The 17,390-nt window shown below is 48.2% G+C and carries 17 protein-coding genes; 13 read left to right on the top strand and 4 right to left on the bottom strand.

The window, feature by feature from the left end:
* Positions 1 to 34: 34 nt before the first annotated feature.
* A complete protein-coding gene (gene lrp, locus KD147_RS02655; protein WP_212546792.1) occupies positions 35 to 517 on the bottom strand; it encodes a leucine-responsive transcriptional regulator Lrp in 483 nt (160 codons plus the stop codon).
* A gap of 142 nt (positions 518 to 659) precedes the next feature.
* Here lrp and ald point away from each other — a divergent pair, with 142 nt between their 5' ends.
* Positions 660 to 1,781 (top strand): alanine dehydrogenase, encoded by a 1,122-nt coding sequence (gene ald, locus KD147_RS02650; RefSeq protein ID WP_212546791.1) that lies wholly within the window; start codon positions 660 to 662, stop codon positions 1,779 to 1,781.
* A gap of 49 nt (positions 1,782 to 1,830) precedes the next feature.
* Here the strand turns inward: ald and pssA are convergent, their stop codons facing one another.
* Positions 1,831 to 3,156: a CDP-diacylglycerol--serine O-phosphatidyltransferase gene (gene pssA, locus KD147_RS02645; protein WP_212546790.1), complete on the bottom strand. Its 1,326-nt coding sequence runs from the start codon at positions 3,154 to 3,156 to the stop codon at positions 1,831 to 1,833.
* Between the two features lie 256 nt (positions 3,157 to 3,412).
* On the opposite strand from pssA, the gene trxB reads away from it, so the two are divergent.
* From trxB to infA, 4 genes are all read left to right on the top strand, one after another.
* Positions 3,413 to 4,366, top strand: coding sequence for a thioredoxin-disulfide reductase (gene trxB / locus KD147_RS02640; protein ID WP_105190247.1), 954 nt, complete (start codon positions 3,413 to 3,415; stop codon positions 4,364 to 4,366).
* Between the two features lie 42 nt (positions 4,367 to 4,408).
* A complete protein-coding gene (aat, locus tag KD147_RS02635; protein WP_212546789.1) occupies positions 4,409 to 5,140 on the top strand; it encodes a leucyl/phenylalanyl-tRNA--protein transferase in 732 nt (243 codons plus the stop codon).
* Positions 5,118 to 5,828: an arginyltransferase gene (locus KD147_RS02630; RefSeq protein WP_212546788.1), complete on the top strand. Its 711-nt coding sequence runs from the start codon at positions 5,118 to 5,120 to the stop codon at positions 5,826 to 5,828. Before aat ends, KD147_RS02630 begins: the two co-directional genes overlap by 23 nt.
* A 91-nt stretch (positions 5,829 to 5,919) precedes the next feature.
* Positions 5,920 to 6,138, top strand: coding sequence for a translation initiation factor IF-1 (gene infA, locus KD147_RS02625; RefSeq protein ID WP_023401681.1), 219 nt, complete (start codon positions 5,920 to 5,922; stop codon positions 6,136 to 6,138).
* Positions 6,139 to 6,222: 84 nt separating this feature from the next.
* On the opposite strand, the gene clpA is transcribed toward infA, so the two are convergent.
* Together clpA and clpS are read right to left on the bottom strand one after the other, a co-directional pair.
* Complete coding sequence (gene clpA / locus KD147_RS02620; RefSeq protein WP_212546787.1) at positions 6,223 to 8,496, bottom strand: ATP-dependent Clp protease ATP-binding subunit ClpA; 2,274 nt, start codon at positions 8,494 to 8,496, stop codon at positions 6,223 to 6,225.
* Between the two features lie 27 nt (positions 8,497 to 8,523).
* The gene (gene clpS / locus KD147_RS02615; protein WP_105189777.1) at positions 8,524 to 8,841 is read right to left on the bottom strand and encodes an ATP-dependent Clp protease adapter ClpS; all 318 of its coding nucleotides are present in this window, start codon (positions 8,839 to 8,841) and stop codon (positions 8,524 to 8,526) included.
* Between the two features lie 200 nt (positions 8,842 to 9,041).
* Between clpS and cspD the strand changes: the two genes are divergently transcribed.
* The 8 genes from cspD to KD147_RS02575 all read left to right on the top strand — a co-directional run bounded on the left by cspD (position 9,042) and on the right by KD147_RS02575 (position 17,387).
* On the top strand, positions 9,042 to 9,263 hold the full coding sequence (gene cspD / locus KD147_RS02610; RefSeq protein ID WP_105254134.1) for a cold shock domain-containing protein CspD: 222 nt from the start codon (positions 9,042 to 9,044) through the stop codon (positions 9,261 to 9,263).
* Between the two features lie 304 nt (positions 9,264 to 9,567).
* Positions 9,568 to 11,790, top strand: coding sequence for an NADP-dependent isocitrate dehydrogenase (locus KD147_RS02605; protein WP_212546786.1), 2,223 nt, complete (start codon positions 9,568 to 9,570; stop codon positions 11,788 to 11,790).
* 57 nt (positions 11,791 to 11,847) lie between these two features.
* Positions 11,848 to 12,501 carry a pseudouridine synthase gene (locus KD147_RS02600; protein ID WP_212546785.1) on the top strand — a complete coding sequence of 218 codons (654 nt, stop codon included), beginning with the start codon at positions 11,848 to 11,850 and terminating at the stop codon, positions 12,499 to 12,501.
* A complete protein-coding gene (locus tag KD147_RS02595) occupies positions 12,494 to 12,940 on the top strand; it encodes an NUDIX hydrolase (protein ID WP_212546784.1) in 447 nt (148 codons plus the stop codon). Before KD147_RS02600 ends, KD147_RS02595 begins: the two co-directional genes overlap by 8 nt.
* A gap of 85 nt (positions 12,941 to 13,025) precedes the next feature.
* Entirely contained in the window at positions 13,026 to 14,126 is a 1,101-nt protein-coding gene (mnmA, locus tag KD147_RS02590) for a tRNA 2-thiouridine(34) synthase MnmA (protein WP_212546783.1), read from the top strand.
* A gap of 1 nt (position 14,127) precedes the next feature.
* Positions 14,128 to 14,730 (top strand): high frequency lysogenization protein HflD, encoded by a 603-nt coding sequence (gene hflD, locus KD147_RS02585; protein WP_212546782.1) that lies wholly within the window; start codon positions 14,128 to 14,130, stop codon positions 14,728 to 14,730.
* A gap of 70 nt (positions 14,731 to 14,800) precedes the next feature.
* A complete protein-coding gene (gene purB, locus KD147_RS02580; RefSeq protein ID WP_212546781.1) occupies positions 14,801 to 16,168 on the top strand; it encodes an adenylosuccinate lyase in 1,368 nt (455 codons plus the stop codon).
* A 76-nt stretch (positions 16,169 to 16,244) separates the two neighbouring features.
* Entirely contained in the window at positions 16,245 to 17,387 is a 1,143-nt protein-coding gene (locus KD147_RS02575) for a cupin domain-containing protein (protein ID WP_212546780.1), read from the top strand.
* Positions 17,388 to 17,390: the final 3 nt, after the last annotated feature.

Below are 17,390 nucleotides of genomic sequence, written 5' to 3'. Positions count from 1 at the left end.
CAGTAATTGTAATTCCAACCTAGGCTTTACGCCTCTATTGGGGCACCTGAGGGCGGATGATCAAGGCCTCTTCGCCTTTCACCTCCTCCATCACCACATAGGTCCGGCTCTCGCTGATGTTTGGCAACTTTAAAAGTATGTCGCCAAGCACCTGACGGTATTCAGACATATCCGTTACCCGTGTCTTCAGTAGGAAGTCAAAATTACCGGACACCAAATGGCACTCGACGATCTCGTCGTGCTTTCTCACCGCCTGGTTAAATTCGTCAAACACATCCGGCGAGGTCTTGGTAATGGTCACCTCGACATACACCAATAAGCCCTGACCTAGTTTGGCAGGGTCAACCACCGCCTTATAGCCACGGATATACCCCTCGCGTTCCAGCTTTTTTACTCGCTCTAAACACGGAGTCGCACTCAAGCCAATGCGCTTGGCCAGTTCAACGTTAGAAATACGGCCATCGCGCTGTAATTCGACTAAAATTTTACGGTCGATTCTATCGAGTTGTTGATGCATATTTGATAATAGTTAATTGCACTGAATTTAGAATTAATAAAGTGTAATACACTGGCTGTAGATTGCAAAATAGTGAGACACACTATTTAGCCATATGTACAATAGTGAAAAATTTTTCCGTTCAAAAAAGGTATAGTTACTTATGATTATCGGTGTACCAAAAGAGATTAAAAACCACGAGTACCGTGTGGGCATGATCCCAGCGAGCGCACGCGAGCTGATCAACCACGGTCACGAAGTGATCGTTGAAACCAACGCGGGCTTAGGTATTGGCTTTACCGACGAAGACTATATTGAAGTTGGCGCTAAAATCTTGCCAACTGCAGCTGAGATTTTTGCTCAAGCTGAAATGATCATCAAAGTAAAAGAGCCGCAAGCCGTTGAGCGTGCGATGCTACGTGAAGATCAAATCCTATTCACTTACCTGCACCTAGCACCGGATCTTCCACAAACAGAAGACCTAGTGAAAAGTGGCGCGATCTGTATCGCTTACGAAACAGTAACCGACGCTAAAGGTGGTCTACCGCTACTAGCACCTATGTCAGAAGTAGCTGGCCGTATGTCAATCCAAGCCGGTGCTCAGGCGCTAGAAAAGTCTAAGCAAGGTCTTGGTATGCTTCTTGGTGGCGTTCCTGGTGTTGAGCCTGCGAAGGTTGTAGTTATCGGTGGTGGTATGGTTGGTCGTAACGCAGCGCAAATGGCTGTTGGCCTGGGTGCTGACGTAACCATCCTTGACCGTAACATCGACGTACTACGCAGCCTTAACGCACAGTTTGGCTCACTGGCTAAAGTTGTTTACTCAACTGCTGATGCCCTTGAGAAGCACGTTATTGATGCCGACCTAGTGATCGGTGGCGTACTTATCCCAGGTGCTGCTGCGCCTAAGCTAGTAACTGCCGAGCACATCAAAGCGATGAAGCCAGGTGCCGCTATCGTAGACGTAGCAATCGACCAAGGTGGTTGTATCGCGACTTCTAAGCCGACTACGCACGATGAGCCTACCTACATCGTTGATGACGTTGTTCACTACTGTGTTGCTAACATGCCAGGCGCTGTACCACGTACTTCTACGTTCGCGCTTAACAACGCAACATTACCTTACATCATCAAGCTAGCAAACAAGGGCTACAAGCAAGCGCTACTTGAAGACAAGCATTTCCTAGAAGGCTTGAACGTGATCAAGGGTAAGGTAACTTACAAAGAAGTAGCAGAAGCGTTCAACATGGAATATGTTGACCCACGCACTGCCGTTGAAACACTATAATTTCTAGTTAGTGTTCACAAAAAACCCGCCAATTGGCGGGTTTTTTATTTTAAATAAAGCGCTTAATAATAAAGTCGACCTTTACCCGTTTGGCCTGACCCAATATCTTTTGCACCGGCTCAGGGTAATCGCCTAGTTGCTCAAGCTCGGTGTAGCTTTGCAAGCGCGTACAATGGGCCATGATCGCCGCTTTTTCTTGTGCTACCGCATCGCTGATTTGCCCTTTTTTATCATCGATAAAAATGCCATTTTCGATGTCCAGGCCCCAGGCTCTGGGATTAAGGTTATGGCCGCTCAGCAGATGGTAGCGGTTATCAGAACAAATACCCTTGAGGTGAAACGAGTTATTATCGTGCTTCCACAAGTACACATTCAGGTTGCCGGCCTCTACATAACGCTGCTGCGTTTTTAAAAATTTAGCCAAAATGGTTTCGTATAAGTATGGCAGCGCCCCGACCTTGGAAAACTTTTCCTCGGGTGGAATATAAAAATCATTGGCGGTTTTATCGCCAACGACTATGGTGATCTGCTTACCTTGGCGTAAAAGTCGGCGCAAAGCGCGTAACAGAGGCGTCGGGAAATTAAAATAAGGGGTGTAAAGTACCAATTCCTGCTCGGTGATATCGAACAGCTGCTTTATCAGACGATTGAGCTTGTTATTTCTGCGCCCTAAGCCGATAAAGGGTCGCACCGTTAAGTCGCCCTCGTCCTCATTGTTGGCAAGCGCATAACTGGCTTTTTTGAGTGCCTTAACGAGTTGACGATGAGCGCCCTTGATATCGATAAATTTGGGTATGGGTCTGGTATCAAGACGCGGCACCGCTTCGCTGGCCAGCAAGGTGCTTTCGGTAAATTCGACAAAGGCATCGCATAGCTGAGGTTGGCGTACCAAGAAATAACGGTCGAGGCGATATTTATCGAAGTACTGCAGGTAGACATTATTAAGGCTGGCACCGCTATAAAGCAAGGTATCATCGATTACAAAACCTTTTAGGTGAAGTACACCAAATAACTCTTTGGCCTTGACTGGCACACCATAGACCTGAACATTGGATTGATGTTGTTCAAGAGCGCTCAGATACAAGGCGGCATTGCCTTCGCTGGCCGCGGCGCCAATAAGACCTCGTTGGGCACGATGAAAATCGACCAGTACCTTTACTTCTAAATCAGGGTTATTACGCGAGGCTGTGTGCAGGGCCGCTAGAATTTCACGTCCCGCTTCATCATCTTGCAGATATAACGCAGTGATGTAGATACGGCGTTTCGCATTTGCGATCAGCTCAAGTAGCTTGGTTCGATAGCTTTTTGCATCAAGTAGTATGTCTATATCTTGTTGTTCGAGGCCATAGCCTGCTTGATGTTGCCAAAAATACATAAGGCCCTTATTTTTCTGCTTCGCCGCCGGCTTGGCGCTGTTGGCGAGTTTTTATTTGCCTAGAACATAGCAAAAAAAATATCTAAGGTCATGAAATAACGTTTAGGCCGTCGCTATTTGCTGCTTAATCACACAGTACAGTTATTTTGACAGCTTAAGTATTTATGCAAATGGAAAATTCGTAATTTTATTTACATATGGATTGTTTTTCTTAGAATCACCCGCATAACCTAATTCTATAAATTAATTGAGAAGTATTATGAGCGCCAAACACTGTAAGTTACTTATCCTTGGCTCAGGCCCCGCTGGCTACACAGCCGCCGTTTACGCTGCCCGTGCAAACCTAAATCCGGTATTGGTAACCGGTATTCAACAAGGCGGTCAGTTGACCACCACGACCGAAGTTGAAAACTGGCCCGGTGATGCCCACGGTTTGACAGGCCCAGCGTTGATGGAGCGCATGAAAGAACACGCCGAGCGCTTCGAAACGGAGATCGTGTTTGACCACATCAACGAAGTAAACCTGAATGTGCGCCCGTTCGAGCTTAAAGGTGACAGTGGCACTTACACCGCCGATGCTTTGATCATCGCCACCGGTGCGTCGGCGAAATACCTAGGCTTAGAATCAGAGACTGCATTCCAGGGTCGTGGTGTGTCTGCCTGTGCAACCTGTGATGGCTTCTTCTACAAGAACCAAAAAGTAGCCGTTGTCGGTGGTGGTAATACCGCCGTTGAAGAGGCCCTTTACCTATCTAACATTGCCTCTGAAGTGCATGTGATCCACCGCCGCGACAGTTTCCGCAGTGAGAAAATCCTATCGGACCGTCTGTTAGAAAAAGCAGAAAACGGCAACGTGACTATTCACTGGAACCGCACGCTTGACGAAGTACTGGGTGACGAGATGGGTGTAACCGGCCTGCGCATGAAAGACAGCCAGTCTGATGCGACCGAGGAGCTTGATCTAGCCGGCGTATTCATCGCTATTGGTCACAAGCCAAACACCGACATGTTCCAAGGCCAATTAGAAATGAAAGACGGCTACCTAGTTGTTGAGTCAGGCCTAAACGGCAATGCTACTCAAACCAGCATTGAAGGCGTGTTTGCCGCTGGTGATGTATCGGATCACATCTACCGTCAGGCTATTACCTCAGCCGGTACAGGTTGTATGGCGGCACTTGATGCCGAACGTTACTTAGATAACCTTAAGTAAGATAAATGGGGTTTAGGGTAAAGACCTTAAACCCCAGCTTTTATGACTCAATATTTGCATTACCTTGGCAGCGTTGCCGATGGTTTCCCCGACCCCAACACCGCCCTGACCCAACCCGATGGTTTACTTGCCATAGGCGGATGTTTATCGCTTGCACGCCTGCAACAGGCCTATCAACAAGGTATTTTTCCCTGGTACAGTGAAGGTGAGCCGCTCATGTGGTGGTCGCCAAGTGAGCGCGCCATCATAGAGCTGGATGAATTTCATGTCAGTCGCAGCCTTAAAAAGGCAGCACGTCGCCTCAACACCCGAGTGACTATCAATACCTGTTTTACCGATGTCATACATGCCTGCAAGATGCAGCGCCAAGACACCGAAGGCACCTGGATCACCGATGCCATGGAGCAAGCCTATATTCACGCCCATGAAAACGGCTTGGCACACAGTGTTGAAGTATGGCAAGGCGATAGCCTGGTTGGTGGCTTGTACGGGATTATGCAGTCACGGGTTTTCTGTGGTGAGTCGATGTTCTTTCGTGTGCCGGAGTGCTCCAAGCTCGCCATGTGGGCGCTGGTTGAATTACTCAAGGCCAATAATGGCGCCTTTATCGATTGTCAGCTAATGAATCCCTACCTTGCGCAATTAGGGGCAAAGGCGCTGTCACGCCAGCAATTTTTGACTAAACTAAAGGAAAGTAACCATCAGTCGATAGACTTGTCGTTTTGGCAAGCTCGGCAGTTAGAGACTCCTTATGACGCAACACCTTCCGATTAAAATCGGCCTAAGTCAGCGTTTTCCTTGTAGCTACTTGGCCGCTCAGGAAGAGCAATTACTGGTTATACTAGACCCTATTTGTTACAGTCCAAACGGATTTGAAGCCCTATTAAAACAAGGTTTTAGACGCAGTGGCGAGCAGATTTACCGGCCTCATTGTCCCACCTGCAATGCCTGTCAGGCGGTGCGGGTGTTAGCGCCCCATTATACGCCAAGCCGCTCACAAAAACGCCTCATAGCCAAGGCCAAAGACTTCCATGTTCGCATCAGTAAACGTGAAAAAGCCGACTATTATCCTTTGTACGAACGCTACATTAATGCCCGCCATAGCGACGGCACCATGTATCCGCCGCAGCGCTCACAATTTGACAGCTTTTTGTTTTGTCACTGGATGGATATCGACTTTATTGAGCTTTGGGACAGAGACAAGCTGATCGCCGTGGCGGTGACCGATGTGATGGCCCATTCATTATCGGCCATTTATACCTTTTTCGACCCGGATTATGAGCAATTAAGCCTTGGTAGCGTGATGATTATCAAACAGATCCAATTGGCTGCGGATTGGGGCAAGCGCTACCTGTATCTTGGCTATCAAATAGACCAATGTCGCAAGATGCGATACAAGCTGCAGTACTTACCGGCACAACAACTGCGCAATAATCATTGGGAAGATGTAATTTGCCTGTAAAATCGACAAATTCAGTGCCTTGGCTTTACTTATCCGTTGCTTTTCGGCACAATCCCATGCGTTTAACTATCACAGAGGTGTTACGCTAGATATGGCGAAAGAAGACGTAATTGAAATGCAAGGTACGGTACTAGAAACCTTGCCTAATACAATGTTCCGTGTAGAGCTTGAGAATGGTCACGTGGTTGTGGCTCACATTTCCGGTAAAATGCGTAAAAACTACATTCGTATTTTAACTGGCGATAAAGTAACAGTGGAACTTACGCCTTACGATCTATCAAAAGGCCGTATCGTTTTCCGTGCTCGTTAATATGCGTGCACGCTAAGCCGATTTAGCAAAAAGCCCAGCAACTGCTGGGCTTTTTGTTATCCGATTTAACCTAACGCTACATTGTTAGGCCGGGCTTAATTGGGCCGCATAGGTGAAAGCCAAGCGATCATTGTCGGTATCGACATCCACCTGAACATCGCCACCATCGACCAGGCTGCCAAAGAGAATTTCATTGGCCAACGGCTTTTTCAATTGCTCCTGAATAACCCGGGCCATGGGACGTGCACCCATCGCCTTGTCATAGCCTTTTTCAGCCAGCCAGCGACGAGCTGCTTCACTCAACTCCAAATTGACCGACTTTTTATCAAGCTGGGCTTGCAGTTCAACCAGGAATTTATCCACCACCTGCAAGATAACGTTACTATCCAGGTGATTGAACCAGATAATGTTATCAAGACGGTTTCTAAATTCAGGTGAAAACACCTTGTTGATCTCGCTCATGGCATCAAAGGAGGAATCCTGATCGGCAAAGCCGATGCTGTTTTTCACCGTTTCCTGCACCCCGGCATTGGTGGTTAATACCAGTACCACATTACGGAAGTCGGCCTTACGGCCATTGTTATCCGTCAGTGTACCGTGATCCATCACCTGCAGCAGAATGTTGTAAATATCACTGTGCGCCTTTTCGATTTCATCGAGTAAGACCACCGCGTGAGGATGCTTGATCACCGCATCGGTCAACAAACCACCCTGCTCATACCCTACGTAGCCCGGAGGCGCGCCGATCAAACGACTGATAGCATGACGCTCCATGTATTCGGACATATCGAAGCGCAAAAACTCGATGCCCATGCATTTGGCCAGCTGCTTGGTGACCTCGGTTTTACCCACCCCGGTAGGACCGGCGAACAGGAATGAACCTACCGGTTTGTCTTCATTGGCTAACCCGGAACGGGACAAGCGAATGGCCGATGATAAGGCGTCGATAGACTGATCCTGACCAAACACCAACATCTTGAGGTTGCGGTCCAGATTCTTCAACACTTCCTTATCGGACGAAGAAACGCTCTGCTGTGGAATACGGGCAATCTTAGCGATAATTTGCTCAATATCGGCCACATTGATGGTTTTCTTACGCTTGGACACAGGCTGCAGGCGCTGATTGGCGCCTGCTTCATCGATCACGTCGATGGCCTTGTCCGGTAAATGACGCTCGTTAATATACTTGGCACTTAATTCGGCCGCCGCGCGCAGTGCTTTTTGCGTATAGCGAATGCCGTGGTGCTCTTCGTAGCGCTCTTTTAAACCGTTAAGAATTTTCGTGGTGTCATCGACACTTGGCTCATTGATGTCGATTTTCTGGAAGCGACGCACCAAGGCACGGTCTTTTTCGAAAATATTCTTAAATTCGTTATAGGTGGTCGACCCCATACAGCGTAACTGGCCACTTGATAACAAAGGTTTGATCAGGTTTGAGGCATCCATCACCCCACCCGAGGCCGCTCCGGCTCCGATAATGGTGTGAATTTCATCGATAAAGAGAATGGCTCCCTGTTGCTGTTGCAACTGTTTAAGCAGGCTCTTTAAGCGTTTTTCAAAATCACCGCGGTATTTGGTGCCGGCTAACAAGGCGCCCATATCCAGCGAGTACACCACGCCATCGGCGATGACTTCGGGTACCTCGTTATTCACGATACGATACGCAAGCCCCTCGGCAATCGCTGTTTTACCCACCCCGGCTTCACCCACCAGTAAGGGGTTATTCTTTTTACGACGACACAATACCTGGACCGTACGCTCAACTTCCTGATCGCGGCCAATAAGTGGATCAACAGACCCCCTTTGCGCCTCGACGTTGAGGTTGGTCGTATACTTATCAAGAATATTTTGCTCTTCGCTGGCGTCGCCGACCAACTCTTCGGAAATTTCCTCATGGTCGTCGATATGTTCATTCTCATCATCGGCGCGTGAAATGCCGTGGGAGATGAAGTTGACGATATCAAGACGGTTTACGTCATGCTTTTTAAGTAAATAAACGGCCTGACTTTCTTGTTCGGAGAAAATCGCCACGAGCACGTTGACGCCGGTTACTTCATTTTTACCGGACGACTGCACATGAAACACGGCGCGCTGTAAAACACGTTGAAAACCCAAAGTTGGCTGAGTCTCACGCTCTTGCTCAAGGTCAGATATAACCGGCGTGGTTTCATCGATAAATTCAGACAACTCGGTACGCAACAGCGCCAGGTCCGAACCGCAGGCGATTAAGGCCTCGTTGGCCGATGGGTTATCCAATAGCGCCAGCAATAAATGCTCGACCGTCATAAATTCATGACGACGGGTGCGGGCTTCTTTAAACGCATCGTTTAAAGTAATTTCAAGATCTTTATTTAGCATTGGCAACCCCCAAAACTGAAAAACTCGTTATTCCTGCTCACAACTACAAAGCAGCGGATGCTCATGCTCTCTGGCATAGCGATTAACCTGCTCGGTTTTGGTGTGGGCAATATCTGCAGGATAGATACCGCATACCGCTTTACCCTCATGGTGAACTTTGAGCATAACGTCTGTTGCTCTTTCGCTATCCATATTGAAAAAAGTCATTAAAACTTCGATAACAAAGTCCATTGGTGTGTAGTCGTCGTTGTTGAGTATCACCTTATATTTGCGCGGCGGCTGTAACTTTTGCTTCTGCTCGTCACGGCTGCGCTCTACAACACCAGAATCTTTCATTCCACTCATAAATAAATATAGTCTTCTCTGTAGATCTCAAGCAAACCCGAAATCAAAAATAAATAAACTGTTAAAAAAATGCACAAAAAACTTGACTGAATGGGCAAATAAACTACAGTCAGATTTGGGCTGTCTATCTATTAGCCAGTCTATCAAACTATCAGGTTTAGATTAACTAAATTAGTCAACTTATAGAAGGATGTAGAAGTATGGCTTGTGGAAAAGTCAAATGGTTCAACAATGCCAAAGGGTTCGGTTTTATCCAGGAAGTAGGCAGTGAGGAAGACATCTTTGCGCACTACTCAACCATTAAGATGGATGGATACAAAACATTAAAAGCTGGCCAGGATGTAACCTTCGAACTGCAACAAGGCCCCAAGGGTCTACACGCCACAAACATTCTACCCACTGATGGCTCCGAAGGCGTTTAGTCGGTAAATAGTGAGCGTTTTGCAGTAACAGCCTAGCTGTTCGGTCACGTCTAAGAGCGAGCTTATGCAGTAACTAGCTCGCTTTGATCCCTTCCCTATCCCCATGAATTTGCACGTCGCAACGTAAAGTTTCCGTCCATTTTGTAAACTATACTTGAAATTTTAACATTCGCCCTAACCTTAAGTTGAATGGAGCTTTTCTCTTTTGCTTGATACACTGCACCGCAGTGACAGCAAATGTCGGCTAATTTAGGTGAAATTTTTACCTAGGCCGATAATACACAACGATAAATTAGGACACAAAATGACCTCGAAAATCATTTACACCAAGACTGATGAGGCGCCAGCTCTGGCTACCTATTCTTTGCTTCCTGTAATCGAAGCAGTTTCAAACGTTGCCGGTATCGATGTAGAAACTCGCGATATCTCTCTTGCCGGCCGTATCATTGCCGTATTCCCTGAGTTTTTAAACGAAGACCAGCGTATTGGCGACGCGCTTGCCGAATTAGGCGAATTGGCTAAGACGCCAGAAGCGAACATCATCAAGCTTCCTAATATCAGTGCTTCAATCCCGCAGCTTAAAGCGGCTATTAAAGAATTACAGGCCCAGGGTTATGCGCTTCCTAACTACCCAGATGAGCCTAAAAACGAGCAAGAAGAAGACGTTAAAGCTCGTTATGACAAAATTAAAGGCAGTGCGGTAAACCCGGTTTTACGTGAAGGTAACTCAGACCGTCGCGCACCAGCATCGGTAAAAGCCTATGCCCGTAAAAACCCACATTCAATGGGTAAATGGAGCAAAGACTCTCAGTCTCGCGTCGCGTCAATGACGGACGGCGACTTCTTCGGTTCTGAAAAATCGGTGACCGTTGAAAAAGCAACCAGCGTACGTATCGAACACGTCGCAACTAACGGTGACATCACGGTATTGAAGCCGGAAGTAAAACTGTTAGATGGCGAAATCATCGACGGTTCTTGCATGAGTGCATCTAAGCTTCAAGCCTTTATCGCCGAGCAAATCGACGCTGCTAAAGCACAAGGCATCTTGTTCTCATTGCACATGAAAGCCACCATGATGAAGGTTTCTGACCCAATCATCTTCGGTCACGCGGTTAAAGTCTTCTACAAAGATGTATTCGCTAAGCACGGTGCCCTATTTGAAGAGCTAGGTGTTGATGTAAATAACGGTATCGGTGATGTATACGCTCGCATCGAAAACCTGGACGAAGCCAAGCGCAAAGAAATCGAAGCCGACATCATGGCGGTATACGAGCAGCGTCCAGCGGTTGCCATGGTAGACTCAGACCGTGGTATCACTAACCTGCACGTACCAAGCGACGTGATCATCGATGCCTCTATGCCTGCGGCCATCCGCTCTTCTGGTCAAATGTGGAATGCCGACGGTCAGCTACAAGACACGGCTTTCGTAATTCCAGATCGTTGCTACTCTGGCGTATACGATGCGACCGTTGAATTCTGTAAAGAGCATGGCGCATTCGATCCAAGCACCATGGGCAGCGTACCTAACGTGGGCCTAATGGCACAGAAAGCAGAAGAATACGGTTCACACGATAAAACGTTTGAAATCAAAAGTGCCGGTAAGGTACGTGTTGTTGATGCCAACGACAATGTGCTTATCGAGCATGACGTTGAAGCCGGTGACATCTGGCGTATGTGTCAGGTGAAAGACGCACCTATCCAAGACTGGGTTAAGCTTGCCGTTAACCGTGCCCGTGCGACAAACACACCAGCAGTATTTTGGCTAAACGAAGAGCGCGCACACGATGCCGAGCTTATCAAAAAGGTTAACGCCTATCTGCCACAGCATGACACAACAGGCCTGGAAATCCATATCCTTGACCCAATTGCAGCGACTAAGTTCTCACTTGAGCGCATCAAAGAAGGTAAGGACACAATTTCAGTAACAGGTAACGTACTGCGTGACTACCTAACTGACCTATTCCCAATTCTTGAGCTGGGTACCAGTGCGAAGATGCTATCTATCGTGCCGCTAATGAACGGTGGTGGTCTATTCGAAACTGGTGCGGGCGGTAGTGCTCCTAAGCACGTGCAACAGTTCCAAAAAGAGAACCACCTACGTTGGGATTCTTTAGGTGAATTCCTTGCTCTAGCTGCATCTTACGAGCACCTGAGCGCACGCACTAACAATGCCAAAGCGCAAGTACTTGCTGATACACTGGATCAAGCAACGGCTAAGTTCCTTGACGAGAACAAGTCACCATCACGTAAAGTGGGTGAAATTGATAACCGTGGTAGCCACTTCTACCTAACGCTGTTCTGGGCTGAAGCACTTGCGGCACAAGACCAGGATGCAGATCTTAAAGCTCGCTTTACCGAGGTAGCGGCGCTACTTCGCGAGAACGAGCAGACCATCATTAAAGAGCTAAACGACGCTCAAGGTCCAAGCATGGATATCGGCGGTTACTACCAGCCAAATGAAGAGCTTGCGTTCAAAGCTATGCGTCCAAGCAATACTTTCAATGCGATTCTTGCTAAACTAGCTTAATCGTATCGATTGCATTATCAAGGCATCCAATCGGGTGCCTTTTTTTATTTTAACTCCATGACAAAAAAGCCAAATAACACGCGCCCACGCCCCTTCGCAGGAAAACCAGCAGATAAACACCGGTTCAAGCGTAAAGCCGCCAAGCCAAGTCTGGCGCCACAGCAAGTTAAAGTGGTTTTATTCAATAAACCCTATGACGTGCTGTGCCAGTTTACCGATGATGCGAACCGTCGAACCCTCGCCGACTACATAGATATTAAAGAGGTTTATGCCGCCGGTCGGCTCGACCGCGACTCCGAGGGTCTCTTGCTACTGACCAACTGCGGCAAGTTGCAGCACCAGCTCGCCAACCCCAAAAGAAACACCTATAAAACCTACTGGGTTCAGGTAGAAGGCGCGGTCAGCGATCAGGCTGTGCAGATGTTACAACAAGGTGTCGAGCTCAATGACGGCATGACCCTGCCCGCCAAGGTGAAGATTATTGCCGAGCCACAAGGGCTTTGGCCGCGCACGCCACCGATACGCGAGCGCAAGAATATCCCCACCACCTGGTTGGAAATACAAATTCGTGAAGGCCGTAATCGCCAGGTTCGACGCATGACAGCTCATGTTGGACACCCGACGCTGCGCTTAATTCGTGCCGCCATAGGCACCTATCGCCTGGGCGATTTACAAAGTGGTGAATACCGCTTGGAGAAACAGCATGTATAGACCCAATGTCACCGTGGCCATGGTGCTAAAAAGCGGCGAGCGTTACTTGATGGTACAAGAACGCGACAAACTCAGCGGCGAAGTGGTTTTTAATCAGCCCGCCGGGCATTTAGAAGAAAATGAATCACTGCTCGATGCCTGTACCCGGGAGCTGTTTGAGGAAACCGGATTAACGGCGACGCCTTCTGGCCTGGTGGGTATATACAGTTTACAGGCAAAAAACGGCGTCCATTATCTGCGTTTTTGCTTTTACGCCGAGCTTGATAAATGCGAGAAAACTCAGCCACAGGATACCGATATTATCGCTTGCCATTGGCTCACTCAGGATGAAATTGATACCTCTCCCCTTCGTTCCGACCTAGTACGCCAGTGTATTCGTGATGCTCAATCCAAGCCGTTAATCCCGCTTAACTATTTACACTATCAAGTTGATGCATAACCAGCGCGCTTGCTACTTCAAGCCCTTGGGTAAGCGTGATATAATTCGCGCCTTTAAAGCCAAGTGATGTGAAAATTCAGTTCCTATGAGCGATAACAGCCAAATTAAAGTAATCGTCGGCATGTCCGGTGGTGTTGACTCATCCGTATCCGCTTACCTGTTAAAAGAGCAAGGCTATCAAGTCGAAGGCCTGTTTATGAAAAACTGGGAAGAAGACGACAACGATGAATATTGTGCCGCTGCAGAAGATCTGAAAGACGCACAAATGGTCTGTGAAAAGTTAGGAATCGAATTACACACGGTTAACTTTGCCGCCGAATACTGGGATAACGTGTTCGAGTACTTCCTTGCCGAATACAAGGCGGGACGTACCCCCAACCCGGATATTATGTGTAACAAGGAAATCAAATTTAAAGCCTTTTTAGAGTTTGCCGCCGAAGCCCTGGGCGCAGACTATATCGCCACCGGCCACTATGTGCGCCGTGAAGAGCGCGATGGTAAGTTTGCCATGCTCCGCGGTGAGGACGACAACAAGGATCAAAGTTACTTCCTGTACACCCTAAGCCATGAGCATATCGCCCAAACCCTGTTCCCCGTAGGCGAATTACCTAAGCCGCAGGTACGTGAAATCGCCGAGCAACAAGGCTTAGTGACCCACGATAAAAAAGACAGTACCGGTATCTGTTTTATCGGCGAGCGTAAGTTTAAAGACTTTTTACAACGCTACCTTCCAGCCCAACCCGGTGTAATCGAAGACACGGATGGTAACGAGGTGGGTGAACACGAAGGTTTGATGTATCACACCCTAGGTCAGCGTAAGGGCCTGCATATCGGCGGTCTAAAAGAAGGCTCTGGCGAGCCTTGGTATGTGGTCGACAAAGACATAGAGCGCAATGTGCTGGTTGTAGGTCAGGGTAAACACCACCCTCGCCTGTATAGCAATGGCCTTAATGCAGATCAGCTGCATTGGGTTGACCGCGTTGGTCCTAAAGGCACGGCACGCGTTACGGTGAAAACCCGTTATCGTCAGCACGACATCCCTTGTACTTTATTAGTTGGCCAAGACGGCGTTGCTCGCGTGCTCTTCGATGAGCCGCAAAAGGCGGTAACTCCGGGTCAATCAGCGGTATTTTACGACGGCGATGTCTGCCTTGGTGGCGGTATAATCGACTCGGTGATCCGCTAGTATGAACGCCAATCAAGTGATGGCCCTGGCGGCCATGTGCCAAGTAGCCCTGCAGGTGCAAAAGCTGGCCAAATACGGCCAGTCACAACAGCATGAAATTGAGCCGCTGCTCAATTCACTGCTGGCCACAGATGCGGATAATGCCGAGCAAATTTACGGTAGCAGTCGTAATCTTCATTCCGGCTATCGCGCCCTGGTTTCTCAGTTAAGCCCGGGCAGTGATAAAAACGTCGAGCTGGTCAAATACGTCGGTGGCTTAATTCAACTTGAACGCATCCTGAGCAGCAAGCCGCAAGCCCTGGCCGAGCTTGGCCGCGATATAGACCAGGTAAAAAATAAATTAAACCACTTAGACCTGCTTGATGAGTCTATTATTGCCGCCTTTGCCGATACCTATGCCCGCATCATCAGTCCGCTTGGACAGCGCATTCAGGTATTCGGTCAACCGGCACTATTAAAACAAAGCAGCATTCAAAACCGTATTCGCGCCCTGCTCTTGGCAGGCATACGCGCGGCGGTGCTATGGCGTCAGGTCGGTGGTAAACGCCGCCACTTTATATTTGCCAAACGCAAAATATTGGCCTTAGCTAAAGAACACATTTAAACCCCGGCTTGTGAGTTATTGCCTTGCAAGCAAATAAAAGATAATCGTTCAACGTAACTTAGGAGTTAATATGGAGCTTTCAGCGTTAACCGCGATCTCTCCGGTAGATGGGCGCTACGGTAGTAAGACAACTGAACTACGTAGCATTTTTAGTGAATTTGGTCTGATCAAATACCGCGTACAGGTAGAAGTACGTTGGTTACAAGCCCTCTCCGAGGCCAAGGAAATTGCAGAAGTTCCAGCGTTAAGCGCAGAAGCCAATGCCCTGCTTGATAGCATAGTTGCAAACTTTAGCGAAGCCGATGCGGCCCGCGTTAAAGAAATTGAACGCACCACCAACCACGACGTAAAAGCGGTTGAGTACCTTCTAAAAGAAAAAGTGGCCGATAACGCCGAGCTTAATGCCGTTAACGAGTTTATCCACTTCGCCTGTACCTCTGAAGATATCAATAACCTGTCACATGGCCTAATGCTAAGCGAAGCGCGCGATACCGTATTGCTTCCTTACATGGATCAGCTACTTGACGCAGTTAAAGAAAAAGCCGTTGAATACAAGTCAATCGCCATGATGACACGTACTCACGGTCAGCCTGCTTCACCTTCAACCATGGGTAAAGAGTTTGCCAACGTGTACATGCGTCTTAAGCGCCAGCGCGATCAGGTTGCTCAAGTAAGCATGCTAGGTAAAATCAACGGTGCCGTTGGTAACTATAACGCTCACCTAAGCGCCTACCCTGACTACGACTGGCACACACATGCAGAAAAGTTTGTTACCAGCCTAGGTCTGACCTTCAACCCGTTCACCACGCAAATCGAACCACACGACTACATCGCAGAGTTGTTCGATGCGGTAGCGCGTTTCAACACCATTCTTATCGACTTCGATCGTGACGTTTGGGGTTACATCGCCCTTAACCACTTTAAGCAAAAGACCATTGCCGGCGAGATCGGTTCATCAACCATGCCGCACAAGGTTAACCCGATCGACTTCGAAAACTCAGAAGGTAACCTGGGTCTGGCCAATGCGATTTTCGCTCACCTGGCGCAAAAACTACCCATCTCACGCTGGCAGCGTGACCTGACCGACTCTACGGTTCTACGTAACCTGGGTGTTGGCATGGGTTATACCCTGATCGCTTATCAAGCCACTCTTAAAGGGATCAGCAAGCTAGAAGTTAATGCCGATCGTTTACTTGCCGAGCTAGACCAAAACTGGGAGCTACTTGCCGAGCCAATTCAAACAGTAATGCGTAAGTACGGCATCGAAAAACCGTATGAAAAACTAAAAGAGCTTACCCGTGGTAAGCGTGTTGATCAGGTGGCTATGGCCGAGTTCATCGACACTCTTGAGCTACCGCCAGAAGTTAAAGCGCAATTAAAAGAGCTAAGCCCAGCCAATTACATTGGCCGCGCCGTTGAGTTCATTGATAACCTTTAATTAGTCGCACTAGAATATGCTATAAAGCGAAAGACGTGACCAAGTGTCGCTCTTTCGCTTTTTTATTGGAGTAACCATGTACAGCCTAACAATAAACGAGCTCAGCAAGGCGCAGTTTTTAGCGCAATACTGGCAGAAACAACCCCTACTTATAAAGGGTGGCTTTAAAAACTTTGCCGATCCTATCGATGCGGAAGAACTCGCCGGTCTGGCGATGGAAGAAGGCATAGAATCGCGTATTGTCACCAATAGCGGCGGTTGGCAATGTACCAATGGCCCATTTGAAGATTTCAGTGCCTTGGGCGAAGAGCACTCTACCCTGCTAGTGCAGGCGGTCGACCATTGGCACCCCGATGCTGCCGAGCTGGTTGAGCCATTTCGCTTTATTCCGAACTGGCGTATTGATGACTTGATGGTGAGCTATTCCACCCCGGGCGGCGGTGTGGGCCCGCACATAGATCAGTATGATGTGTTCATAATTCAAGGCTCGGGTAAACGCCATTGGCGAGTCGGTCAGGTTGATAAAAGCGTACAACAATTTAGCGCCAATAAAGGGCTGCTCCAGGTTGGGCCTTTTACTGCGGTGATCGATGTCGAGTTAGAACCCGGCGACATTCTCTATATTCCACCTAATGCCCCCCATGAAGGTTACGCCATTGAACCATCGCTAAACTATTCCATTGGTTTTAGGGCGCCGAATCAAACCGACCTGCTCTCTTCTTTTGCGGATCATCTGATTGACCATGACTTAGGGCAAGCCCGGTATAGCGATGAACAGCTAACGGAGCGCGCTAGTCGCGGCGAGCTTAGCGCCGATGAAATCGCCAGCCTGCGTAAGTTAATGATTGCCGCCATTGAGGACGACAGTACCTTCCTACGCTTTATCAGTGAGAACCTCAGCGAAGCAAAACACGATAAGGATTTATTACCCCTGGATGAGCCGCTGGAAGAGAACCAAGTAATGGATTTTCTTAGCGATTATCCCGTTTTGCACAAGGCCGGAGGCCTGAGAGCCTTGTATATCGAACAGGCGGACGCCGTGATACTCGCCGTGGAAGGTCACAGCTTTTGCCTGCCAATCAAACACTTGGAAAGCATCAAGCTGCTGTGTGATGAGCAAACAACCGCCTCAGATGTGCTTGCTATGAATACAAGTTGTTTACTTTTCAGGCAGACATTGGCTACACTGATTAATGAAGGTTATTGGTTTGCAGATTAGGAG

This window comes from Pseudoalteromonas sp. BDTF-M6 (assembly GCF_018334135.1).
GTDB lineage: Bacteria > Pseudomonadota > Gammaproteobacteria > Enterobacterales > Alteromonadaceae > Pseudoalteromonas.
The sequence above is the reverse complement of the archived record's forward strand: the minus strand, read 5'-3'. Positions and strand labels throughout refer to the sequence as shown.